Origin of the sequence: Rhizobacter sp. OV335 (genome assembly GCF_900142965.1) — a bacterium.
In the GTDB taxonomy this organism is placed as follows: domain Bacteria; phylum Pseudomonadota; class Gammaproteobacteria; order Burkholderiales; family Burkholderiaceae_C; genus Rhizobacter.
Map to the genome: position 1 here is coordinate 1 of NZ_FRCQ01000046.1, position 22,746 is coordinate 22,746.

General features: G+C 66.5%; 24 protein-coding genes and 1 pseudogene. 14 read left to right on the forward strand and 11 right to left on the reverse strand.

Annotation, left to right across the window (positions count from 1 at the left end; all coding sequences use genetic code 11):
• Positions 1–43: 43 nt before the first annotated feature.
• On the reverse strand, positions 44–460 hold the full coding sequence (locus BUE42_RS29715; RefSeq protein ID WP_073468899.1) for a DUF4844 domain-containing protein: 417 nt from the start codon (positions 458–460) through the stop codon (positions 44–46).
• Positions 461–540: 80 nt separating this feature from the next.
• Positions 541–1,179 (reverse strand): DUF6000 family protein, encoded by a 639-nt coding sequence (locus BUE42_RS29720; RefSeq protein WP_073468900.1) that lies wholly within the window; start codon positions 1,177–1,179, stop codon positions 541–543.
• Between the two features lie 470 nt (positions 1,180–1,649).
• On the opposite strand from BUE42_RS29720, the gene BUE42_RS29725 reads away from it, so the two are divergent.
• A complete protein-coding gene (locus BUE42_RS29725) occupies positions 1,650–2,897 on the forward strand; it encodes an MFS transporter (protein WP_073468901.1) in 1,248 nt (415 codons plus the stop codon).
• Between the two features lies 1 nt (position 2,898).
• Here the strand turns inward: BUE42_RS29725 and BUE42_RS29730 are convergent, their stop codons facing one another.
• Positions 2,899–3,696: an N-acyl homoserine lactonase family protein gene (locus tag BUE42_RS29730; RefSeq protein WP_073468902.1), complete on the reverse strand. Its 798-nt coding sequence runs from the start codon at positions 3,694–3,696 to the stop codon at positions 2,899–2,901.
• A complete protein-coding gene (locus tag BUE42_RS29735) occupies positions 3,693–4,409 on the reverse strand; it encodes an L-2-amino-thiazoline-4-carboxylic acid hydrolase (protein ID WP_073468903.1) in 717 nt (238 codons plus the stop codon). Before BUE42_RS29735 ends, BUE42_RS29730 begins: the two co-directional genes overlap by 4 nt.
• 82 nt (positions 4,410–4,491) lie before the next feature.
• Here BUE42_RS29735 and cysC point away from each other — a divergent pair, with 82 nt between their 5' ends.
• Both cysC and BUE42_RS29745 read left to right on the forward strand, forming a co-directional pair.
• Positions 4,492–5,130, forward strand: coding sequence for an adenylyl-sulfate kinase (cysC, locus tag BUE42_RS29740; RefSeq protein WP_083614753.1), 639 nt, complete (start codon positions 4,492–4,494; stop codon positions 5,128–5,130).
• A 34-nt stretch (positions 5,131–5,164) separates the two neighbouring features.
• The gene (locus tag BUE42_RS29745; protein WP_083614755.1) at positions 5,165–7,333 is read left to right on the forward strand and encodes a hybrid sensor histidine kinase/response regulator; all 2,169 of its coding nucleotides are present in this window, start codon (positions 5,165–5,167) and stop codon (positions 7,331–7,333) included.
• Between the two features lie 18 nt (positions 7,334–7,351).
• Here BUE42_RS29745 and BUE42_RS29750 read toward each other — a convergent pair whose 3' ends face one another.
• Positions 7,352–7,741: a hypothetical protein gene (locus tag BUE42_RS29750; RefSeq protein ID WP_073468905.1), complete on the reverse strand. Its 390-nt coding sequence runs from the start codon at positions 7,739–7,741 to the stop codon at positions 7,352–7,354.
• A 241-nt stretch (positions 7,742–7,982) separates the two neighbouring features.
• On the opposite strand from BUE42_RS29750, the gene phaR reads away from it, so the two are divergent.
• From phaR to BUE42_RS29770, 4 genes are all read left to right on the forward strand, one after another.
• Complete coding sequence (gene phaR, locus BUE42_RS29755; protein ID WP_083614757.1) at positions 7,983–8,591, forward strand: polyhydroxyalkanoate synthesis repressor PhaR; 609 nt, start codon at positions 7,983–7,985, stop codon at positions 8,589–8,591.
• A 7-nt stretch (positions 8,592–8,598) separates the two neighbouring features.
• Positions 8,599–8,994, forward strand: coding sequence for a GFA family protein (locus tag BUE42_RS29760; RefSeq protein ID WP_073468906.1), 396 nt, complete (start codon positions 8,599–8,601; stop codon positions 8,992–8,994).
• Between the two features lie 69 nt (positions 8,995–9,063).
• Positions 9,064–10,461: a 30S ribosomal protein S12 methylthiotransferase RimO gene (gene rimO / locus BUE42_RS29765; RefSeq protein WP_073468907.1), complete on the forward strand. Its 1,398-nt coding sequence runs from the start codon at positions 9,064–9,066 to the stop codon at positions 10,459–10,461.
• Position 10,462: 1 nt separating this feature from the next.
• Positions 10,463–11,644, forward strand: a complete 1,182-nt coding sequence (locus BUE42_RS29770; RefSeq protein ID WP_073468908.1) for a PLP-dependent transferase — start codon at positions 10,463–10,465, stop codon at positions 11,642–11,644.
• A 3-nt stretch (positions 11,645–11,647) separates the two neighbouring features.
• Here the strand turns inward: BUE42_RS29770 and smpB are convergent, their stop codons facing one another.
• Complete coding sequence (gene smpB, locus BUE42_RS29775; RefSeq protein ID WP_073468909.1) at positions 11,648–12,112, reverse strand: SsrA-binding protein SmpB; 465 nt, start codon at positions 12,110–12,112, stop codon at positions 11,648–11,650.
• 46 nt (positions 12,113–12,158) lie between these two features.
• Between smpB and BUE42_RS29780 the strand changes: the two genes are divergently transcribed.
• Positions 12,159–12,614 carry a type II toxin-antitoxin system RatA family toxin gene (locus BUE42_RS29780; RefSeq protein ID WP_073468910.1) on the forward strand — a complete coding sequence of 152 codons (456 nt, stop codon included), beginning with the start codon at positions 12,159–12,161 and terminating at the stop codon, positions 12,612–12,614.
• Complete coding sequence (locus BUE42_RS29785) at positions 12,601–12,906, forward strand: RnfH family protein (RefSeq protein ID WP_073468911.1); 306 nt, start codon at positions 12,601–12,603, stop codon at positions 12,904–12,906. The genes BUE42_RS29780 and BUE42_RS29785 overlap by 14 nt, the downstream gene beginning before the upstream one ends.
• Before the next feature lie 13 nt (positions 12,907–12,919).
• Here the strand turns inward: BUE42_RS29785 and BUE42_RS29790 are convergent, their stop codons facing one another.
• Complete coding sequence (locus BUE42_RS29790) at positions 12,920–13,447, reverse strand: DUF4124 domain-containing protein (RefSeq protein ID WP_073468912.1); 528 nt, start codon at positions 13,445–13,447, stop codon at positions 12,920–12,922.
• A gap of 209 nt (positions 13,448–13,656) precedes the next feature.
• Between BUE42_RS29790 and guaB the strand changes: the two genes are divergently transcribed.
• The 5 genes and pseudogenes from guaB to BUE42_RS29815 form a co-directional block, all read left to right on the forward strand.
• Positions 13,657–15,126 (forward strand): IMP dehydrogenase, encoded by a 1,470-nt coding sequence (guaB, locus tag BUE42_RS29795; protein WP_073468913.1) that lies wholly within the window; start codon positions 13,657–13,659, stop codon positions 15,124–15,126.
• 26 nt (positions 15,127–15,152) lie between these two features.
• Positions 15,153–16,430, forward strand: a complete 1,278-nt coding sequence (locus BUE42_RS29800; RefSeq protein ID WP_235002700.1) for an MFS transporter — start codon at positions 15,153–15,155, stop codon at positions 16,428–16,430.
• A 23-nt stretch (positions 16,431–16,453) separates the two neighbouring features.
• On the forward strand, positions 16,454–18,037 hold the full coding sequence (gene guaA, locus BUE42_RS29805) for a glutamine-hydrolyzing GMP synthase (protein ID WP_073468914.1): 1,584 nt from the start codon (positions 16,454–16,456) through the stop codon (positions 18,035–18,037).
• Positions 18,038–18,354: 317 nt separating this feature from the next.
• Positions 18,355–18,624, forward strand: a complete 270-nt coding sequence (locus tag BUE42_RS29810; RefSeq protein ID WP_369823023.1) for an Arm DNA-binding domain-containing protein — start codon at positions 18,355–18,357, stop codon at positions 18,622–18,624.
• Positions 18,588–19,076, forward strand: a pseudogene (locus tag BUE42_RS29815) (3'-5' exonuclease); the annotation flags it as partial. The gene BUE42_RS29810 and the pseudogene BUE42_RS29815, both read left to right, overlap by 37 nt.
• 258 nt (positions 19,077–19,334) lie before the next feature.
• Here BUE42_RS29815 and BUE42_RS29820 read toward each other — a convergent pair.
• The 4 genes from BUE42_RS29820 to BUE42_RS29835 form a co-directional block, all read right to left on the reverse strand.
• Positions 19,335–19,700: a nuclear transport factor 2 family protein gene (locus BUE42_RS29820; protein WP_073468917.1), complete on the reverse strand. Its 366-nt coding sequence runs from the start codon at positions 19,698–19,700 to the stop codon at positions 19,335–19,337.
• 399 nt (positions 19,701–20,099) lie between these two features.
• A complete protein-coding gene (wrbA, locus tag BUE42_RS29825) occupies positions 20,100–20,705 on the reverse strand; it encodes an NAD(P)H:quinone oxidoreductase (RefSeq protein WP_073468918.1) in 606 nt (201 codons plus the stop codon).
• A gap of 289 nt (positions 20,706–20,994) precedes the next feature.
• Positions 20,995–22,290: an epoxide hydrolase family protein gene (locus BUE42_RS29830; RefSeq protein ID WP_083614763.1), complete on the reverse strand. Its 1,296-nt coding sequence runs from the start codon at positions 22,288–22,290 to the stop codon at positions 20,995–20,997.
• 9 nt (positions 22,291–22,299) lie between these two features.
• Positions 22,300–22,713 (reverse strand): nuclear transport factor 2 family protein, encoded by a 414-nt coding sequence (locus BUE42_RS29835; protein ID WP_235002702.1) that lies wholly within the window; start codon positions 22,711–22,713, stop codon positions 22,300–22,302.
• Positions 22,714–22,746: the final 33 nt, after the last annotated feature.

The window sequence follows — 22,746 nt, forward strand, 5'->3', positions numbered from 1 at the left end:
CTCCTGTCGAAACTCACCGCTCCCATTTCGAGCGCAAAACGCGTCATATGGAGATCATGAACCGGCTGAAAGCGCCTCGGTCGCTCTTGATCCCCAAGATCTTGAAAATGCGCGCGAGGTAGTCGACGCACGGTTCTCTCGCCTCGGTGTCTTCCAAGTAAAACGCTTCGACGGTCGGAGTCATCTGTCCGAAGACCCATGTGTCGCTCGGGTTCGCCTGTATGCCGGCAACGAGTCGATCGATGAGTGAGTTGATGAGCGGCTCAAGGCGGCGGCGCTCCTCCACGGCAGGTGCGCCCGGCAGGTTGAGAAACTTGGGCTCCTTCCGCAAGGCCTCGAGAGCAGCAACCGTACTTGCGTCGATATGCAGGATTACTGAAGCGCCCGGAGAGGCTTTCGCCGTCAGCACCGGCAGGAACACCAGAAGTGCGAGCGCGGAAGTGCAGGTACGTCGGCTCATGATGAGAGTATGCGATGAGGTGGGCGCGGGGGGCCTGCCTGCTCAATAGCAGTCACTCGCGACCGGCAGCAATTGGCCGATCAGCGACCCTCGCTCCAGATGCCTCGCTGAAGTGAATGGAAGTGTTGCATCTTGCCGTCGAACCTCGTGACAGAGTCCTGAAGATTCCAGCCTGACTTTCCTGTGACAAACACTTCCCATTGCGGTAGGAACTGGCCCAACTTGTTTGAGCCGTTTAACTTGTCCAGGTAGGCGACGGCCGCCATAGCGTCGCCTTGGTCAAACCATAAATCTGAACGTCCAAGGTAGTAGCTCAAGTACTGATCGAGGAAGTCACAACCCTTCGGATTGTTGAACGCCGCCAGAGCAAGGCAATAGGCGCTACCAGCGTAGCAGACGTCGCTTCGCAACAGAAGGTGGCCGATTCGTTCAGTGAACTGCTTGCGTCCGTTCAACGCTGCAAGGTAGGCACCAGCTGTCCTCGGTCGCCAGTCAAAGTGGGTCAGTAGAAGATCGACCAGTTGATCGTCCGCCGCGCTGAGATTCGAGAGTAGAAACGTGTCGACATCCTCGCGCTGGAGACCGAAATAGAGCGGGCGCACCCACCGTTCCACGATCTCGTTCGGGAGGCGCTCTTCGGAGGTCGGCACCTCGATCACGGAAAAAGGGTTCAGGTGGCGGATGGTGGCACCGGCAACGTGAAGCTGAAGTTCATCCATGGTTCTGCGGCGCTCAGTCTTGGAGGTGCCGTCATTGTGTATTGGCCGACCCTGCACCGGCTTCCCGATCTGGCATGTCATGCTGAAGTCGACTCGCCGGAAGCTGCCTTTCGCGAACGGCGGGTTCTGGCCGACATCAGTCGAGTTCGATTCCAAAACCGCACTCGCCGTGAGCGGAGGCTGAGCCTGTCAAGGGCCGCATGAACAAGCGGTATCCTCAGCACCTTTACTCAAAAGGATCGAGATGGCACTGTCAAAGAAGAAGCGCGTCGGCAAGAGAACCATTTCTGCCAAACAAGTCAGGAAGACGGCCAGCGGCCGGAAGCGCCGCAAGGCCGACGGCACCCAGCCCCCGAAGGCGGTGACCCCGGCTTCGACGCCTGCGGCGTCCTGACCACTGGGGTCAGCAGATCGCGCCAAGCCGCTTCGGCTTGGTCGATCGCGCGCGGCTCAAGTGAGAACCTCCCCGAATGCTTCTCGACATCGGCCCGCTGCGCCGCAATGCCGCCTTTCGTCGTCTGTTCGCCAGCCAATTCATCTCCGGCCTGGGCACCATGGTCAGCTATGTGGCCGTGCCCTGGCAGCTCTACCAGCTGACGCATTCCAACGCGCAGGTGGGCCTGTTGGGCCTCGTGCAGCTGGTGCCGGTCGTCGCCTGCGGGCTGCTGGGCGGCGCGCTGGCCGACCGCGTGGACCGCAAGCGCCTGCTGATCGCATCGGAAGCCCTGATGGCGCTGTGCCTGGCGGGCCTGCTGGCCAACGCGCTGACAGCGGCGCCCAGCGTGCTGGCGATCTACGCGCTGGTGGCCGTGCTGCAGGGCGCCAGCGGCTTCCATCGCCCGGCGCTCGAGGCGTTGACACAAAAGCTCGCGCGGCCCGAAGAGTTCGCCGCCGTCGCAGCGCTGTCTTCGGTGCGTGGAACCGTCGGCATGGTGGCCGGGCCGGCGCTGGCCGGCTTGCTGCTGGCGCGCTGGGGTGTGGTGGGCGCCTATCTGTTCGACTTCTGCACCTTTCTCGCGGCGCTGTTCTTCATCTCTCGCATCCCGCAGGCGGCCATCGGCACCGTGGATGCTCCGGGCGAACGTCCGCATCTTCTCAGCGATCTGGGCGAAGGCCTGCGCTACGCGTGGGCGCGGCCCGAGCTGATGGGGACCTACATCGTCGACATCGTCGCGATGGCCTTCGCCTTCCCGGTGGCGCTCTTCCCGGCCATGGCGGCGGCCGACGGGCGCACCGAAGCCGTGGGCTGGCTGCTGTCGGCGATGTCGATCGGCGCGCTGGCCATCGGCCTCTTCAGCGGCTGGACCGGCAGGGTCGTGCGCCATGGCCGTGCGGTGGTCATCGCGGCCGCCGTGTGGGCGCTCGGCATCGTGGCACTGGGCTTCGCGCCCAGCCTGGCGCTGGGTCTGCTTTGCCTTGCGGTGGCCGGCGCGGCCGACATGGTCAGCGGCGTGTTCCGCGGCACGATCTGGAACCAGACCATTCCCAACACGCTGCGCGGGCGCCTGGCCGGCATCGAGATGATCAGCTACCTGACCGGCCCGCTCATCGGCAACACGCGGGCCGGCTTCATGGCCGACGCCTGGGGTGTCTCGGCCGCCGTCTGGATCGGCGGCGCGATCTGCTTCGCAGGCGTCATCGCGACCGGGTTCGCCTTGCCGCGCTTCTGGGCCTACCGCAGCGCACCGGTGCACGCTGCGGGCGTCGTGGCGGCTTAGCTTATTTCGCCGAAGCCGGGAAGGCCGGCAGCTTGCCGATGTCGCGCGGGTCGTGCTGGATGATGACCGTCGCCTTCAGGTTCTTCGCGATCTGCTTGACGCGCTGGATCGACGCGAGGGTCTGCGCGCGGTCGTAGTTGAAGCCCGGCACGCCGTCGTGCTCGTAGTTCTCGTGGAAATGCACGGCATCGCCGCTCAGGATCACCGGCCCCATCTCCTTCAGGCGCACCAGCAGGATGCTGTGCCCCGGCGTGTGGCCCGGCGCGCGCAGCATCATCACGGTGCCGTCGTCGAACACGTCCTTGTCCACGCTCAGCGGCTCGACCTTGCGCTTCTCGGCGATCCACTCGGCGAAGCCCTTCACGTTCGCACTGCCCATCGGCGGCGTGGCATTGATGCCGTCCCAATCGCCCTTGCCGATCAGCAGCGTCGCATTCTTCAGCGGCGCCAGCTGCCCGGTGTGGTCGGCGTGGTAATGGCTGATGCCGACGTACTTCACGTCTTCGGGGTTGACGTTGATCTGCTTCAGCAGATCGGCCAGCGGCTTGTTGGTCGCGCTTGGGACGGATCCCGGCAGGTAGCCCGTGTCCCAGACCATCACGTCCGAGCCGTGGCGGATGACGTAGCAGCTGAAGGTGAAGGGCTTCGTCGTCTCGCTGTAGGCGAAGGTGTCGCTGAAGCGCCTCGGGTCGTTGGTCCCGGTGCCGCAATCGAGGCGCGTCAGCGTGACCTCCTGGGCTGCCGCCGAAAGGGAAAGAAGCGCGCCGATGCCGAGCGCCAACCAGAAACGGTGTTTCATTTTTTCTCCTTGTTCATGTCAGAGGGATCAGAGGGGAGTGACGAGAATCGAAAATTGCAGTGGCTCGCACCGCCGGCCAGGGTTTGCGTGCGTTCCAGGCGAATGCCTCGCGCGGCATAGGCGACGAAATCGAGCCCGCAGATGTTCGGCAGGATGTCCTTGTCGCCATGCTGGCCCGCGAATTTGCAGAAGCCGCAAGCGGTGTAGTCGATGCCGAATTCAAAGCTGTCGCCCGGGCCCGGCTCGACGAAGTCGTAGACGAAATCGTCCGGAAACTCGCTCCGATGGCTTGCCGTCGTGCTGGTGGCAGCCTGCTCGCGCAGCAAGGCCTGATTCTCCGGCGACATGAATTGCTGCCCCGAGGCCAGGCGTTCGGCTTCGGGCACGGTGAGCAATTGCGCCTTGAAGGTCTCTCGCTCGATGTCGCCGATCACCGGCAGCGGCACGCCGTGTCGCCGCAGCACCCGGCTGATGGCCATGAAGCCCATCAGTCGCATGAAGAAATCGCTCATGCGGCTTGCCGCGCCGCCGACATAGGGCATCTGCGTGAGCACGGTCTCGAATTCGTCCATCACCTGTTGCCTGACTTCATCCATGTCGGTCAGGTTCGCGCGCTCGCGCAGCATCGCTTCGGCCAGGTCGAGCCGATGGCGCATGGCTGCTTCCATGGCCTCGCGGTGCGACTCGTAGAAGGGGTGGATGATCTCGGCCATGGCGAACCCTTTGTCGTGCGTGGACCAGGCGCGTCTTATACAACGGGTTCCCATCCACACCCTCGTCCTGGAAGGAACAGCGATGCCGTCGACATTCACCGAAGCTTCGTCGCCCGATCTCTCGCCGCCTGATCTTTCGCCGCCTGACCCATCATCGCTCGCGCTGCTGCGCGAACGCGTGTTCGGCCGCCACCCCGCCACGGTGTGGATGACCGGCCTCAGCGGGGCCGGCAAGTCGACGCTCGCCGCGCTGCTCGAACGCACGCTGCTGCAACGCGGGCGGCCCGTGCTGGTGCTCGACGGCGATGTCGTGCGCGAAGGCTTGAACCGGGGCCTCGGCTTCTCCGATGCCGACCGCGACGAGAACATCCGCCGCATCGCCGAGGTCGCGCGCCTGGCCAACGACGCCGGCCTGCAGGTGCTCGCCGCGGTGATCTCGCCGCGCGCCGCGCACCGCGCCGCGGCACGCGAGCGCATCGGCAGCGCCCGCTTCGTCGAGGTTCACCTGAGCACCTCGCTCGCGACCTGCGCGGCGCGCGACCCGAAGGGCCTGTACGCCCGTGCGAAGGCGGGCGGGCTGGCCGACTTCACCGGCATCGGCTCGGCCTACGAGGCGCCCGCGCAACCCGAACTGCGGCTGGACACCGGCGAGCTGACGCCGGCCGACGCCGCGGCCCGGGTGGTGGCGCTGCTGCAGGCGCGCGGGCATCTTCCGGCCTAGCTGCTGCGGCCTTGCCCGGTAACATCCCCGCCGCATGGAAGTACCCCGCGACATGGCCGATCCTGGCGACGCCCACCCCACGACGCTGCAGGAAACGCCGCTGACGCGCTTCCTGCGCGCGGTGATGTGGGGGGCGGCGATCGTGCCGCTGGCCGGCTTCATCGCGGTGAGCTGGTGGGCCTGGCGCGCGGCCGCCGATGACGGCCGCAACACGCTGGTTCGCACCAGCGACGTGGCGGCGCGGCATGCGCAGCGCATCTTCGACGCGTCGCGCGAGATCGCCGAGAAGTCGCTGCGCTTCGTCGGCGTACCCGACGACGAGGTGCGGGCCAACGAGGCAGCGCTGCGCACGCGGCTGATGGACACCAGCACCGGCATCCCGGGCGTGCGCTCGATCTCGGTGTGGGATGCGCAGGGACATCACCTGGTGGGCACCGGGTTTCCGGTCGGCTCCAGCAGCGTCTCGATCGCCGACCGCAACTACTTCCAGCAGATGAAGGCCACGCAGGACCGGCTGGTCATCGGCGACATCGTGCTCGGCCGCGCCTCCGGCATGCCGGCGCTCAGCATCGCGGTGCGCCGCCCGAGTGCCGACGGCGGCTTCGGCGGCGTGGTCGTGATCGCACTGCAGCCGGCGGTGTTCGAGGAGTTCTACCGCTCGATCGCGCTGGAAGAAGCCGGCGTCAGCACCTTCACGCTGTTCAAGGCCGACGGCACGCTGCTGACGCGTTGGCCGGCACTGCCGACCCCGGTGGCCCGCCTGCCGGAGGCCAGCCCGGTGATCGCCGCGGTGCGGCGGGGCGAGCACGCGGGCGTGCTGAGCTTCCGCTCCAGCTTCGACGGCGCATCGCGCACCGTGAGCTACCAGCAGGTGCGCGACCTGCCGGTCTACGTCAGCAGCTCGCTGCGCGACGATGCGATCCTTGCCGACTGGAAGCGCCTCGTCGCGCTGCTCGCGGCCATCACGCTGCCGGTGACGATCGGCCTCGTGTCCGTGGCCTGGCTCGCGCTGCGCAAGACGCAGCTGGAGCAGCGCATGGCGGTCGAGATCCATGCCGAGACGCGCAAGCGCGCGCAGGCCGAGAAGGCGGCGCTGCAGTCGCAGAAGCTGGAGGCGCTGGCGCAGCTGACCGGCGGCGTGGCGCACGACTTCAACAACCTGCTGGCGATCGTCAACAGCAACCTGCACGTCGTGAAGAAGCTGCGGCCGGACGTGGCCGAGATGAAGCAGATCGGCGCGATCTCGCGCGCAGTCGGCTCGGGCGCGCGGCTGACGCGCCAGCTGCTGTCGTTCTCGCGGCGCCAGGCGCTGAAGCCGGAGCGGGTCGAGCTGGCGACGTGGCTGCCGGCGGTGAGCGAGCTGCTGAAGGCGACGCTCGGCAGCAGTGTCGCGCTGTCGCTCGATGTGGCACCGGACGTTTCCCCGATCCGCGTCGATGTCGGCGAGCTGGAACTCGCATTGATCAACCTGGCCTCGAACGCACGGGACGCGATGCCGGGTGGCGGCCGCCTGACGATCGAAGCGAGCCAGGAGCCGGCGGGTGAGACAGACGGCGGGGGCGCGCCGGGGCGCGTGCTGATCCGTGCCACCGACACCGGCACCGGCATCGAACCGGCGCTGCTCGCCAAGGTGTTCGAGCCGTTCTTCACGACCAAGCCGGCCAGCAAGGGAAGCGGGCTCGGCCTGAGCCAGGTGCAGGGCTTCTGTGTGCAGGCGGGCGGCAGTGCCGAGGTGCGCTCAGAGCCGGGGCAGGGAACGTCGATCCTGATGTGGCTGCCGGCCCGTCCGGGTGCGGTCTTCGACGCGGTGCCGGCGTCGCTGGCCGAACCGGCGTCCGTCACCGGCAACGTGCTGCTGGTCGACGACAACGACGAGGTTGTCGATGCCACCGCCGAGATGCTGCAGGCCTGCGGGTTGCAGGTGCACAGCGTGCGCTCGGCCGATGCAGCGCTCGACGCGCTCGCGCAGGCCGCCGAAGCGCCCGACCTGGTGTTCTCGGATGTCTCGATGCCGGGCGACATGGATGGCATCCAGCTCGCCCACGAGATCCGCCGCCGCTGGCCGGCACTGCCGGTCGTGCTGCTGACCGGCTATGCGACGCGCGTGCACGACGCGACGGCAGCCGGCTTTCGGGTGCTCAGCAAGCCGGTCGGCGCGCAGGCCTTGCTCGACGAGTTCGTGCGTGCGACGCGAGGGGGCTGAGCACCCCTGCGGGCGTCGTCAATGGCGTCGGACGTCGTCTTCGTCAGATTCTTCGTCCGCGTCGTCGGCGATCGCTTCGACGTCGTCGGATGCGAACGGCCGGCCTGCCGCATTGGTGTCCCACATCGGGTTGGCCACCAGCTGGTCGGGCAGGATGTCGGCCGCATCGTCGCGCCCGTCGCCGGTGGCCGAGCCGCGCTCGCCGGTGCCGCTCGCATCGCTGTCGCTGTTGCGGTTCACCGGCAGTGCGCCGAGTTCGCCTGGGTTGTCGGCATCGGTGGGCATCACGCGCTCGCCTTGCACGTCGCTGCCGCTGTCCGAACTGTCGCTCGGGCCGAGCGCGTCGACGTCGCGGCCGATCGCGCGGGGGGTGGCGCGTTCGCCGCCGAGGATGCTGCTGTTCGACATCGGATAGTCCTTTCGAAGCGGTGGGTGGATGCGGCCGCGCGGTGCGCGCAACCCATGCGTCCAGACTAGGCGGCGCATCGCGTGCCGTCTGTAGGGCAGGGCGTGGCGAGTCGTAGGACAGGGTCGTGCCTTCGAGCGGGAAAACCCTTCGCGAGCCCTGGCAGCACGCTCCTAGAATCGTTGTGCACCCGCACAATGACCCATCACGCGACCCCACCGGGTCCCGCAAGGAGTTTTCCGAATGGCCCCGACTCGCCGCCCTTCCGCCAAGACGGAAGGCGCCACCCCCGACGCTGCCAGAGAGTCTGCCAAGGAGTCCGCCAAGGGAGGCGCGAAAGAAGCCGGCGGCACGACACGCGTGCTGAAGAAGTACCCGAACCGCCGCCTCTACGACACGCAGAACAGCACCTACATCACGCTGGCCGACGTGAAGGCGATGGTGCTGGCCGCCCAGGATTTCGTCGTGCGCGACGCCAAGACCTCCGAAGACCTGACGCGCAGCATCCTGCTGCAGATCATCCTCGAGGAAGAAACCGGCGGCGTGCCGATGTTCTCGTCGCAGATGCTGGCCCAGATCATCCGGTTCTACGGCCACTCGATGCAGGGAATGATGGGCAGCTACCTCGAGAAGAACCTGCAGGCCTTCACCGACATGCAGGCCCGCGTCGCCGAGCAGTCGAAGGGCCTGAACCCCGAGCTGTGGACGCAGTTCCTGAACGGGCAGGCGCCCGGCGTGCAGGGGGTGATGGGCAACTACCTCGAGCAGTCGCGCCACATGTTCGAACAGATGGCGAAGCAGGCGGAAGCCCTCTTCCCGGGCATGCCGGGGTTCGTTCCGCCCAAGCGCTGAGTGCGGCATGGATGACCGGTTCACCGGCGGTTGCCTCTGCGGCCAGGTTCGATTCGTGGCAACCGGGCGGCCCTGGCGGGTCGGCTTGTGCCACTGCCTCGATTGCCGCAAGCACCACGGGGCGCTGTTCTATGCCGCCGCGATGTTCCCCGAGCAGGCGGTGGCGGTCGAAGGCGAGACCCACGAGTACGCCGGGCGCTGCTTCTGCCCCCGCTGCGGCTCGTCGGTCTTCTCGCGCAGCTGCGACGAGATCGAGGTGAACCTCGGATCCCTCGATGCGCCGGACCAGCTGACCCCCACCTACGAGTGCTGGACGGTCCGCCGCGAGGCCTGGTTGCCGCCGTTTCCACTCGCAAGGCACTACGAGCACGACCGCGACACTACGGGGCGGTTCGAGGAGTAATTGCACCCCGGAAGCCGGCCGCTGACCCGTCCGGACGCGCGGGACCCGCCAATCGGCGAAAATCCGCGGATGACACAAGACACCCTGGCGCCAGCCACCCCTTCGGCCGCTGCGTCCCCCAAGATCGGCTTCGTCTCCCTCGGCTGCCCGAAGGCGCTGACCGATTCCGAGCTGATCCTCACGCAACTGCGCGCCGAGGGCTACGACACCTCCAAGACTTTCGCCGGCGCCGACCTGGTGATCGTCAACACCTGCGGCTTCATCGATGACGCCGTCAAGGAAAGCCTGGACACCATCGGCGAGGCGCTGGCCGAGAATGGCAAGGTCATCGTGACCGGCTGCCTCGGCGCCAAGGCCGGCGACGGCGGCGGCAACCTGGTGCGCCAGATGCACCCGAGCGTGCTGGCCGTGACCGGCCCGCATGCCACGCACGAGGTGATGGACGCGGTGCACCTGCACGTGCCCAAGCCGCACGACCCCTTCATCGACCTGGTGCCGGCGCAGGGCATCAAGCTGACGCCGCGCCACTACGCCTACCTGAAGATCAGCGAAGGCTGTAACCACCGCTGCAGCTTCTGCATCATCCCCAGCATGCGCGGCGACCTGGTCTCGCGCCCGATCGGCGACGTGCTCGGCGAAGCGCAGCGGCTGTTCGAAGCCGGCGTCAAGGAGCTGCTGGTGATCAGCCAGGACACCAGCGCCTACGGCGTCGACGTGAAATACCGCACCGGCTTCTGGGACGGCAAGCCGGTGCGCACCCGCATGCTCGACCTGTGCGAGAAGCTCGGCGAGCTGGCCGAGCGCCATGGCGCCTGGGTGCGGCTGCATTACGTGTACCCGTATCCGCATGTCGACGAGGTGCTGCCGCTGATGGCCCAGGGCCGCGTGCTGCCCTACCTCGACGTGCCGTTCCAGCATTCGCACCCCGACGTGCTGAAGCGCATGAAGCGCCCGGCCAACGGCGAGAAGAACCTCGACCGCCTGCAGCGCTGGCGCGAGATCTGCCCCGAGCTGGTGGTGCGCAGCACCTTCATCGCGGGCTTCCCCGGCGAGACCGAAGCCGAGTTCGAGCACCTGCTCGATTTCATGCGTGAGGCGCGCATCGACCGCGCCGGCTGCTTCGCCTATTCGCCGGTGGCGGGCGCGACGGCCAATGCGCTGCCCGACGCGGTGCCGGCCGAGCTGCGCGAGGAGCGCCGCGCGCGCTTCATGGCGGTGGCCGAAGAGGTGTCGGCCGCCAAGCTGCGCGAGCGTGTCGGCGCGACGATGCAGGTGCTGGTCGATTCGGCCCCGGCGCTCGGCCGCAAGGGCGGCGTCGGCCGCAGCTATGCCGATGCGCCCGAGATCGACGGCGTGGTGAAGCTGCTGCCGCCGGAGAAGGCCTCGAAGACGCTGAAGGTCGGCGAGTTCACGAAGGCGCGCATCGTCGGCACGCAAGGCCACGACCTCGTCGCGCAACCGATCTGAGATGGCGGCCGACGACAAGCCGGATCAACGCACCGCGCTGATCCACCACCCCTACGTGCCGCCGGGCGGGTTCGGCGCCGTGGCACCGGGCGTGCACAAGGCGTCGACGGTGATCTTCCCGAGCACCGCCGCGCTGCGTGCGCGCACCTGGCGCGAGAAGACCGGCTACACCTACGGCCTGCACGGCACGCCGACCAGCTTCACGCTGGAAGAGCGCATCGCGACGCTCGAGGGCGGCCTGCACACACTGCTGGTGCCGAGCGGGCTGTCGGCGATCACGCTGGTCGACATGGCCTTGCTGAAGACCGGCGACGAGCTGCTGATCCCCGACAACGCCTATGGCCCCAACAAGGAACTGGCCCGCAACGAGCTGGCGCGCTGGGGCATCGCGCACCGCTTCTACGATGCGATGGACCCGGCCTCGCTGCAGGCCGCGATCGGCCCGGCGACGAAGCTGGTGTGGCTAGAGGCGGCTGGCTCGGTGACGATGGAGTTCCCCGACCTGCCGGCGCTGATCAGGATCGCCCGCGACGCCGGCTTGACCTGTGCGCTCGACAACACCTGGGGCGCGGGGCTGGCCTTCGATCCGTTCGCGCTCGGCGTCGACATCTCGATCCAGGCGCTGACCAAATACCCGTCCGGCGGCGCCGACGTGCTGATGGGGTCGGTGACCACGCGCGACGAGCCGCTGCACCTGAAGCTGAAGTTCGCGCACATGCGCATGGGCTGGGGCGTCGGCGCGAACGATGTCGAGTTCGTGCTGCGCTCGCTGCCGTCGCTCGCGCTGCGCTACGACGCGCAGGACCGCGCCGGCCGCACGCTCGCGCACTGGTGGGCGGCGCGGCCCGAGGTGGCGCAGGTGCTGCACCCGGCGCTGCCGTCATCGCCGGGGCATGCAGCCTGGCAGGCGCTGTGCACGCGTGCGGCGGGGCTGTTCTCGGTGGTGTTCGACGAGCGGTATTCGACCGCGCAGGTCGATGCCGTCGTCGATGCGCTGCGGCTGCACAAGATCGGCTACTCGTGGGCCGGACCGGTCAGCCTGGTGGTGCCGTACGAGCTGTCGGCGATCCGCGCCACGCCGGCCTGGAAGGGCACGCTGCTGCGCTTCTCGGTGGGGCTGGAGGCGGTGGACGACCTGATCGCCGACTGCGAGCAGGCGCTCGGGGCGCTGAAGCCGGGCTGAACCTCAGTCCTTCGTCGGCGCCGACACCTTGTGCCGCATCAGGCGGCCCTTCTCGCGCTCCCAGTCCTTCTCCTTCTCGGCATGGCGCTTGTCGTGCTCGGCCTTGCCCTTGGCCAGCGCGATCTCGGCTTTCACCAGGCCGCCCTTGTAGTGCAGGTTCAGCGGCACCAGCGTGAAGCCGCGCTGCTCGACCTTGCCGACCAGGCGCTTGATCTCTTCCTTGCGCATCAGCAGCTTCTTCGTGCGGTCGGCCTCGGGGCTGACATGGGTCGACGCGCTGCGCAGCGCATTGATCCGGCAGCCGATCAGGTAGAGCTCGCCGTCGCGGATCAGCACGTAGCCGTCGGTCAGCTGCACCTGGCCGGCGCGGATCGCCTTGATCTCCCAGCCGTGCAGCACCATGCCGGCCTCGTAGCGTTCCTCGAGGTGGTAGTCGTGATGGGCTCGGCGGTTTTCGGCAATCGACATGGCGTCCAGATGAGGCGCGTGGCGCTCAATACAATCCGGCGATTGTATGAAGCATGTCAAGAAGTCCGTCCTCCTTTGGTATTCGCCGCACGAGATGTACTCGCTCGTGACCGATATCCCGAGCTATCCGCAGTTCCTGCCGTGGTGCGAACGCGCCGAGGTGCTGAGCGAGGACGCCGGCGGCGTGACCGCCCGGCTCCAGCTGTCGTTCGCCGGTGTCGGCCAGGCTTTCACCACCCGCAACGCCCACGTGCCCGACGAGAGCGTCCACATGACGCTGGTCGACGGACCGTTCTCGACGCTCGACGGCACCTGGCGCTTCCTGCCGCTGGCGGCACCAGGAAAGGACGGCCAGGCCGCCTGCAAGATCGAGTTCGAGCTGCGCTATGAATTCGCCAACGGGGCGCTCGAGATGGTGATCAGCCCGGTGTTCGACCGCATCGCCAACACGCTGGTGGATTCCTTCGTCAAGCGGGCGGAGCAGGTGCATGGCGCCCGCTGAGCCCGGCGGACCCGCAGCGCTGCTCGCCATCGAAGTGGCCTGGAGCCCGCAGGCGGGCGAGGTGAGGGTGGTGCCGCTGCAGCTGCCGGCCGGCAGCACCGTGCACGATGCGCTGCGGCAGGCGGGGGTGCTGGAGGCCAGCTCGGGCCTGGACCTGACGCACTGCCGGATCGGCGTGTGGGGCCACCTGCGCGAGCTGTCCGATGGGCTGCGGGATCGCGACCGGGTGGAGGTCTACCGCGCGTTGCGCGTCGATCCCAAGGAGGCGAGGCGCCAGCGTTCGAAGCGCTAGCCCTGGCCGCTGTTCACTTGCAGTCCGACGTGATGATGTCGCGCGTGCGCTTGGTTTCGTCGGCGCGGGCCTTGTCGTCGAGGATCTCGCGTTCGCCGTTGGCATTGGTGCGCGCCATGCGCATGCCGTCTTCCAATGCCCTCAACTGGCCCTTGGCACGGGTGCAGTTCTCGGCGCGTGCGGCGGCGAGCTTGTCTTCCTCGGCCTTGCGCTTGGCCGCTTCGTCCTGCTCGGCCTTGCGGCGCTTGGCCTCGAGTTCCGAGTCGACCAGCTTCGGGCCGCTGGCTGCAGCGGATGCCGGCGCCGCTTCGGCTGCCGGTGTGCCCTGCATCGGCGCGCGGCGGGCGCTGCCGGCCGGGCGCTGCAGGATGTCCTGTTCGGCGACGCTACCCGGAGGCGGGATGTCGCTGTACTGCACATGACCCTTGCCGTCACGCCACTTCCATTGGGCGAATGCGGCGTTGTGCAGGCCGATCGACAACAGGGCGAGGAGGGCACAGGCACCCAGCCTGGCGGACGTGCGGGAAGGAAGAAATTGCATGGCCGAAAGTGTAGTCGCCGTGACATGTGTGCAGGCGCGATGCTCTGTCACCTTTTGTATGGCGACGCCCGGTTGGCCGAGGAAGGCCGTGAACTATTACCGCTTTGGCTTGGCACGCATCGGCCCCACGCTCTCGCGCGTCAGAACCGCTGCCGTGAAGGGTCCGTCTGACATCCGTATAATTCGCTTTTGCGTCAGGAGTCTTTCTCATGCGCCTTCTTGGCAAAGCGCTCACCTTCGACGATGTGTTGTTGGTGCCGGCCTTCTCCCAGGTTCTTCCCCGCGACACCTCGCTCGCGACCCAGCTCTCCCGCAACATCCGCCTGAACCTTCCGCTCGTGTCCGCCGCGATGGACACCGTGACGGAAGCACGCCTCGCGATCGCGATCGCGCAGGAGGGCGGCATCGGGATCGTCCACAAGAACCTCTCGCCGAAGCAGCAGGCTGCCGAGGTGGCGCGGGTCAAGCGCTATGAATCGGGCGTGCTGCGCGACCCGATCACCATCTCGCCCGGCGTGCCGGTGCGCGACGTGATCAACCTGTCGCGCCAGCACGGCATCTCGGGCTTCCCGGTGCTCGAAGACGGCAAGGTGGTCGGCATCGTGACCGGCCGCGACCTGCGCTTCGAGACCCGCATGGACATCCCGGTGCGCGAGATCATGACCCCGCGCGAGCGGCTGATCACGGTGCGCGACGGCGCCTCGCTCGCCGACGCCAAGGCGCTGATGCACAAGCACAAGCTCGAGCGCGTGGTCGTCGTCAACGACGCCTTCGAGCTGCGCGGCCTGTTCACCGTCAAGGACATCACCAAGCAGACCAACTTCCCGAACGCCGCGCGCGATTCGCACGGCAAGCTGCGCGTCGGCGCGGCGGTGGGCGTCGGCGAAGACACCGAAGAGCGCCTCGAACTGCTGGTGCGGGCCGGCGTCGACGCGGTCGTCGTCGACACCGCGCACGGCCACAGCGCCGGCGTGATCGACCGGGTGCGCTGGGTCAAGAAACACTACCCGCAGATCGACGTGATCGGCGGCAACATCGCCACCGGCGCGGCGGCGCTGGCGCTGGTCGAGGCCGGCGCCGACGGCGTCAAGGTCGGCATCGGCCCCGGCTCGATCTGCACCACGCGCATCGTCGCCGGTGTCGGCGTGCCGCAGATCACCGCGATCGACAACGTGGCCACCGCGCTGAAAGGCACCGGCGTTCCGCTGATCGCCGACGGCGGCGTGCGCTACTCGGGCGACATCGCCAAGGCGATCGCCGCCGGCGCCTGCACCGTGATGATGGGCGGCATGTTCGCCGGCACCGAAGAGGCGCCGGGCGAGATCGTGCTGTTCCAGGGCCGCAGCTACAAGAGCTACCGCGGCATGGGCTCGATCGGTGCCATGCAACAAGGCTCGGCCGACCGCTACTTCCAGGACAACACCGGCGCCAACCCGAACGCCGACAAGCTGGTTCCGGAAGGCATCGAAGGCCGCGTGCCGTACAAGGGCTCGATGGTCAGCATCGTGTTCCAGATGGCCGGCGGCCTGCGCGCCTCGATGGGCTACTGCGGCTGCCCGACGATCGACGACATGCGCGACCGCGCCGAGTTCGTCGAGATCACGTCGGCCGGCATCCGCGAGAGCCACGTGCACGACGTGCAGATCACGAAGGAAGCCCCCAACTACCGCATGGAGTGACGCCCGCACGCCGGGCGCCAGCGACCTTGACGACGAGTCCCACGACCCCGCCTGCGCAGCCGCCCACCGGCCGCCCGGCGGCGATGCGCTTCATCCTGCTGACGGTGCTGATCGACATGATGGCGATCGGCCTGATCGTGCCGGTGCTTCCGGTGCTGGTCGGGGGCTTCACCGCCAACCCGGCCGAGCAGGCGTTCTGGTACGGGGCAGTCGCGTTCACCTTCGGCTTCGCGAACTTCTTCAGCTCGCCGGTGCTAGGGGCGCTGTCCGACCGTTACGGCCGCCGGCCGGTGCTGCTGCTCGGCTTCTGCGGCTTCGCCTTCAGCTTCTTCGCGACCGCGCTCGCGACGCAACTGTGGGTGCTGGTCGCGGTGCGGCTGGTCAGCGGTGCGCTGCAGGCGAACGCGGCGGTGGCCAACGCCTACGTGGCCGACATCACGCCACCTGAAGACCGTGCCAAGCGCTTCGGCCAGCTGGGTGCGATGTTCGGCATCGGCTTCATCCTCGGGCCGGTGATGGGCGGGCTGCTCGGCGCCATCGACATCCACTACCCGTTCTTCGCGGCCGGCACGCTGGCGCTGGTGAACCTGGTCTACGGCTGGTTCGTGCTGCCCGAATCGCTGCCGCCCGAGCGCCGCAACAAGGCTTCGATGCGTTCGCTGAACCCGGTGGCCGCGCTGATGCACCTGGGCAGCCTGAAGGGCGTGGGCGGCCTGATCGCGGTGTCGGGCCTGTGCACGCTGGCGCAGTTCGTGTTGCACACCTCGTGGGTGCTGTACACCGGGCTGCGCTTCGAATGGGGCCCGCGCGAGAACGGCTGGTCGCTGTTCACCGTCGGCGTGGCCTCGGCCATCGTGCAGGGCATGCTGCTGCAGCGGCTGCTGAAGCGCTTCGGCGCGACGCGGCTGGCCACCATCGGCCTGGTGTCGAGCACGCTGGCCAACCTGGGCTGGGCGCTCGCGACCGAGGGCTGGATGATGTACGCGGTGATCGGCTTCAACCTGTTCGGTTTCACGGTGGCCGCGGCCATCCAGAGCATCGTCTCGAACGCCGCCGACCCGCGCACGCAGGGCCAGACCATGGGCGCGATGGCCGCGCTGACCAGTCTCACGGCGGTGATCGCGCCGGTGATCGGTGCGCCGCTGCTGGGCATCGTCTCGCACCTGCCGCACAACGACTGGCGTGTCGGCGCACCGTTCTTCTTCTGCAGCGCGTTGCTGGCGGTGGCCACCGTCGTCGCGATCCGCCATTTTTCCCGCCAGACCCTGTTGACCACGCCGGCCGCTTCCACCAGCGCCGGCTGATGACACCTGACACCTGCCCCACCATGCACGACAAGATCCTCATCCTCGATTTCGGCTCCCAGGTCACGCAGCTGATTGCGCGCCGCGTGCGCGAGGCCCACGTGTACTGCGAGATCCACCCGAACGATGTCAGCGACGCGTTCATCCGCGAGTTCGCGCCCAAGGGCATCATCCTGTCGGGCAGCCACGCCAGCACCTACGAAGAGCACGAGCTGCGCGCGCCGCAGGCGGTGTGGGACCTGGGCGTGCCGGTGCTCGGCATCTGCTACGGCATGTTCACGATGGCGGTGCAGCAAGGCGGCCAGGTCGAGGCCAGCACGCACCGCGAGTTCGGCTATGCCGAGGTGAGGGCGCATGGCCACACCGCGCTGCTGAAGGACATCGAAGACTTCAGCACGGCCGAAGGCCACGGCATGCTGAAGGTGTGGATGAGCCACGGCGACAAGATCACCGCGCTGCCGCCCGGCTTCAAGCTGATGGCGTCGACGCCGAGCTGCCCCATCGCCGGCATGGCCGACGAATCGCGCGGCTACTACGGCGTGCAGTTCCACCCCGAGGTCACGCACACGGTGAAGGGCCGCGAGCTGCTGAACCGCTTCGTGCTCGACATCGCGAAGGCGAAACCCGACTGGGTGATGGGCGACTACATCACCGAAGCGGTGGCGCGCATCCGCGAGCAGGTGGGCAGCGAAGAGGTGATCCTGGGGCTGTCGGGCGGTGTCGATTCGAGCGTGGCCGCGGCGCTGATCCACCGTGCGATCGGCGACCAGCTGACCTGCGTGTTCGTCGACCACGGCCTGCTGCGGCTCGACGAAGGCCGCATGGTGATGGAGATGTTTGCCGGCCGGCTGCATGCCAAGGTGATCCATGTCGATGCGAGCGACCAATTCCTCGGCCACCTGAAGGGCGTGACCGATCCCGAGGCCAAGCGTAAGGTCATCGGCCGCGAGTTCGTCGAGGTGTTCCAGGCCGAGGCGAAGAAGCTGAAGAGCGCCAAGTGGCTGGCCCAGGGCACGATCTATCCGGACGTGATCGAGAGCGGCGGCGCCAAGACGAAGAAGGCGGTGACGATCAAGAGCCACCACAACGTCGGCGGTCTGCCCGAGACGCTGGGGCTGAAGCTGCTGGAGCCGTTGCGCGAGCTCTTCAAGGACGAGGTGCGCGAGCTGGGCGTGGCGCTCGGCCTGCCGCCCGAGATGGTGTATCGCCACCCGTTCCCGGGCCCGGGGCTGGGCGTGCGCATCCTCGGCGAGGTGAAGAAGGAGTTTGCCGACCTGCTGCGCCGCGCCGATGCGATCTTCATCGAAGAGCTGCGCAACACGCGCGATGCCGAGACCGGCAAGACCTGGTATGAGCTGACGAGCCAGGCCTTCACGGTGTTCCTGCCGGTGAAGAGCGTCGGCGTGATGGGCGACGGCCGCACCTACGACTACGTGGTCGCGCTGCGCGCGGTGCAGACCAGCGACTTCATGACCGCCGACTGGGCCGAGCTGCCGTACAGCCTGCTGAAGAAGGTGTCGGGGCGGATCATCAACGAGGTGCGCGGGATCAACCGCGTGACCTACGACGTGTCGAGCAAGCCGCCGGCGACGATCGAGTGGGAATGATTCGGGGCTGATCGGAGTGGTCTTCGACTGCTCACGATCCGTTGGATTTCCTGAGTGATATCAAGGGCTTATGTGCGTTGATCGTTCATCGAAGGCCGGCTTGAGCGGTGCCTTGAAGTCGGTATTGGCGACGGTCTGAAAGTTGGTACTCTGCGCCGCTTGCGAATGTACCGTCAGAGGGGCTGACGGTATCTATCGATGGCACGGAGACCAACATAGCAGCCACCACTGAATCTGCTGCGGGTGGCGCAGCTCGAAGGACGGACCTCACTGATCTCAAGCTCAGAGGATTGAAGCCGCGGGACAAGACATACAAGGTGACGGACCGAGATGGGATGTACGTCGCCGTCTCTCCCGCCGGCGCACTGTCCTTTCGATACGACTACCGGATGAGCGGTCGACGTGAGACGCTCGTGATCGGTCGCTACGACCCTGACATCGGCGCGAAGCGCGGTCGCAATCCCGACGACCTCGACTACGGCATGAGCTTGTCGCTGACGGAAGCTCGGCTGTTGCTTGCGCGCGCCTGGCGCCTTGTCGAGCATGGTGAATCGCCGAGGGCTACGGTAGCCGCGAACGCTTCTTGACGGAACTGACGCTCGACCCGCCCGAGGCCAGCAGCGATGAATCCGGAGCGCCGCACCTCGACGAGGACTACCTGATCCTCTCGACCATCCATTCGGCCAAGGGGCAGGAATGGAACGCGGTCTACGTGCTCAACGTGGTCGACGGCTGCATGCCCTCGGACATGGCGACGGGACGCGAGGAAGATATCGAAGAAGAGCGGCGCTTGCTCTACGTCGCGATGACTCGCGCCAAGCACCATCTGGCACTCATCACGCCACAGCGCTTCTACGTGCGCCAGCAGAGGCGGGGAGGGGACAGCTACATCAACGCGACGCTGACACGCTTCATTCCGGGCAAGGTGGCCAGACTGTTCGAGCAGGTAGTGCCCGTCACGGTGCGAGGCGATGCCCGCATCGCTTCCGATGTGCTGAAGGTCGATGTCGGCGCAAAGCTCCGAGCGATGTGGGACTAGTGCAGGCGCTCGGGCCCTATCAGCAGCTCGCCTGCGCCAACTTCCGCTCCAGACTGGCTGCAGTCGCTCGATTTCCGCGGTCCTGCGACCGCTGCCTGGAGCAGCTGTCATTCGACCAGTTGATCGTGGAATGACCGCTGCACTTTCAGGACCAGCCTCTCAGCGGAACTGGCGACCGGGGCCACCAAGGCCGGCGACGATGTTCGGGTCAGTGTCAGCTTCGAAGGGCCGTGAACTGGCGGTGGCGGAGGGCCGCTTTCAGGTAGGCATCGAATCCAGGAAGACGTAGAGCGCGGCAATCTTCCCATCGCGAACGATGATGACATCCAGGCCCGTGTAATCCGGCTCCTCGCCCTTCACGCCGGAACTCCAAGCAATGCGGCCGGCGTTGTGGAGAGCCTGAGGTTCACCGTCCGGCGTATAGGAAAAGTGCGGGTGCGTCGCGCGAAGGTCTCCGGCGAACTTGTCGAGGGCGTCGTGCCCGATGAATACTCCCGGGGGAACGTAGAGCGCGCAGTCTTCAGTATAGAAATCCTTGATCGCTGCACGACGGCACGTCGCATCGCCTTCGCCGAAGACCTCCTGAAGGTTGCGGTGCAGGAGTTCGTGGATACGATCTGACATGGCATTCTTCCTTGGTGATTGACTACCGATCGATCCCCGCCGCGGTCTTGTAGATGTCTGGGGATCGGGGTGGATCGTTGCCGTACGCCACCCATATCGGCGTTGGCTTCAACGCGAAGTCCTTGAGAAGCACTTCTCTTTAACGGTTGTCCTCAGCGAGACCGGGTTGATTGCGGCCGCGAATCAAATCACACCCAAGGCAGGCAACCTGAATCACCCCGGGGCGATTCAACCTGCAGAACGCCTGACGCGCAGAGTGATGCGAGCATGCGAAGGACCAGGCAACCCTCCGATTCGGGTCTGGCACAAATCTCGCTCATTGCCAACGGGCAAGCGACGTTCGAGTCAACATCGCCTACTCCAATGACCTCGCTGGTCCTTCCTTGATCGCTCGACCGTTCAGGCGGTCCGTGTCAGGCGCTGTGTGATCTCGGCGACGTGCCGACCCTGGAATTGCGCCAACTCCAACTCGTTCGCGCTGGGTTGTCTTGAGCCGTCACCGCCCGCGATGGTCGACGCGCCGTAAGGGCTGCCACCGGTGATCTCGTCCAGGCGCATCTGGCCTTTGGCGGCATATGGAAGGCCGACGATGATCATGCCGTGATGCAGCATGACGGTGTGTGTTGACAAGATCGTCGACTCTTGGCCGCCGTGCTGAGTGGCCGTAGATGCAAAGACCGAACCGACCTTGCCGATCAGCTTGCCGGCGAACCAAAGTCCTCCGGTTTGATCGAGGAAGTTCTTCATCTGGGCTGCCATGTTGCCGAATCGGGTGGGAGTGCCCACGATGATCGCGTCATAGTCCGCGAGCTCGTTCGGACTCGCAATCGGAGCCGTTTGGTTCAACTTGAAGTGGCTGGCCGTCGCGACTTCGTCCGGAACAAGTTCGGGAACGCGCTTGACAGTTGCGGTCGCGCCTGCGCTACGGGCGCCATCAGCGACTGAGTTTGCCAGGGCCTCGACGTGGCCGTAGCTCGAGTAGTAGAGAACCAGTACTTTTGCCATTTCTTGTCCTCGTGATGAGTTGTGGATCAATTGGTGGAACTGTCCCTCTCGGAGAGCCGTCCGCTTGACGGGCGACATCGAGAGAGTTCGGCGCTAGCGGAATTGGCGCAGTGCGCTTCGCGTCTCCGCGACGAACAGCATGGGCTGCTACATCGCGGGGAAGTGGCCTCCCTTGGGAACGTTGTTCCAGCAGGAGAGATTCGAATAGGTCTCAGCATCAACTGGCCAAGCGCGGCTTTCTCTTCGCGTGGATGGACGTCGGCGCGTGCCGCCCCCGCGACCGCCCGCATCACGCGCGAACCGTCCTGAACGCCTTGCGTAGCTCTTCGGTGAAGATCGTCGGCTGTTCGAAAGCTGCAAAGTGACCGCCGCGGTCCACCTTGTTCCAGTAGATGAGGTGGGGCCAGTGCGCCTCCGCCCACGATTTCGGTGTCGTGAAGATCTCCTTGGGAAACATGGTGGCCGCCATCGGCAGGTCGATGACACCGGCGTTGAAACTGGCGGAGCCCTTGCGCGTGTTCTCCCAGTAGAAGCGCGCGGACGAGGCCGCCGTGGCGGTGAACCAGTAGACCGAGATGTCATCGAGCATTTCGTCCATCGTGAGCACCTTGTCGACGCTGCCGGGATTGTCCGTCCATGCTTGGAACTTCTCGTAGATCCAGAGGGCCAAGCCGCCCGGCGAGTCTGCCAGCGGGTAGCCGATGGTCTGCGGGCGGGTCGCCTGCTCCCTGAAGTAGCCGGCCCAGTCGCCCGTGAACTGCGCGGCACGATCCATGGCGTATCGCTCGTCCGCTGTCGGGTCCACCGGCAGCTTGTCCGGGAAGACGAAGGCCCAGTTCACGTGCGCGGCCACCAACCCCTCGGGCTTGACATGGCCGAGCGCGTGGGTCACACCGGATCCCCAGTCGCCGCCTTGGGCAACCCAGCGGGCATAGCCCAGGCGCTTCATCAGGACACCCCAGGCCTTGGCCGTGCGGACGACGTCCCAGCCCGTATCGGTGGGCTTGCCCGACCATCCGAACCCCGGGAGGCTGGGAATGATGACGTCGAACGCATCTTCAGTGCGGCCGCCGTACGCAGTCGGGTCCGTCAGGGGGCCAATCACCTTGAGAAATTCGACCACCGAGCCCGGCCAGCCGTGGCTCATGATGACGGGCAGCGCGCCCGGATGCTTCGACTTCACATGGATGAAGTGGATGTCGAGGTCGTCAATGCGCGTCCTGAACTGCGGGTAGCCGTTGATCTGGCGCTCGAACCTTCGCCAGTCGTACTTGTCGTGCCAATAATTGATCACCTGCTTCGCGGTGTCCAGGGGCACGCCTTGCGACCAATCGGAAACCGTTTCACGCTCGGGCCAACGCATCATGGCCAAGCGGCGCTTCAGGTCGTCAATGTCGGTTTGTGGCACGGCGACCCGAAATGGCCTGATCGCTTCTTGCGCAGCGGCACTCTGGCCGGCGAACTCGGTCGCCTGGGCCAGAAAGCTCGTTGTAAACGCAGCAGCCGAGGCACCGCGCGCGATGCCGAGAACCGCATCGCGGCGTGAAATTCTTTCGGCGGACAGCCTTTTCAAGAGATCGGACATGATGGGCCCTCAATCCTTCTTGAATGCGGCGGCAGCTGCTGCGGTGTCGAGTGCTTCGCGCAGCAGCTTGATCCTGCCGTTCTCCGCGATCAACACGCCGGCATAGGTCTGGCGGTACACCTTGCCGGTGTCGGGCACCAACGCTTCGACCGAATACTCAGCGAATGCCTTGTCGGGCGTGTCGATGAACGACTTGAATTCCTTGAACCTGAAATCAGGCACACGCTTCAGTAGGCCGGTCAGGAGTCCTTCGACTCCGACAGGTCCGGTGACATGCACCTTGATCGTCGGAAGTTCCAGTACGCCATCGTCGGCGAAGAGCGCACCGGCGGCGGCCGGGTTCCGTGCGTTGTCGGTATAGGCCTTGAGGAGGTCGAGTGCAGTTTTCATGGTGAGGTCGGGTTGACGCGGATCGAGGGTCATGGACGGAGCCCGGGAGTTGGGCTTACTGGGGTA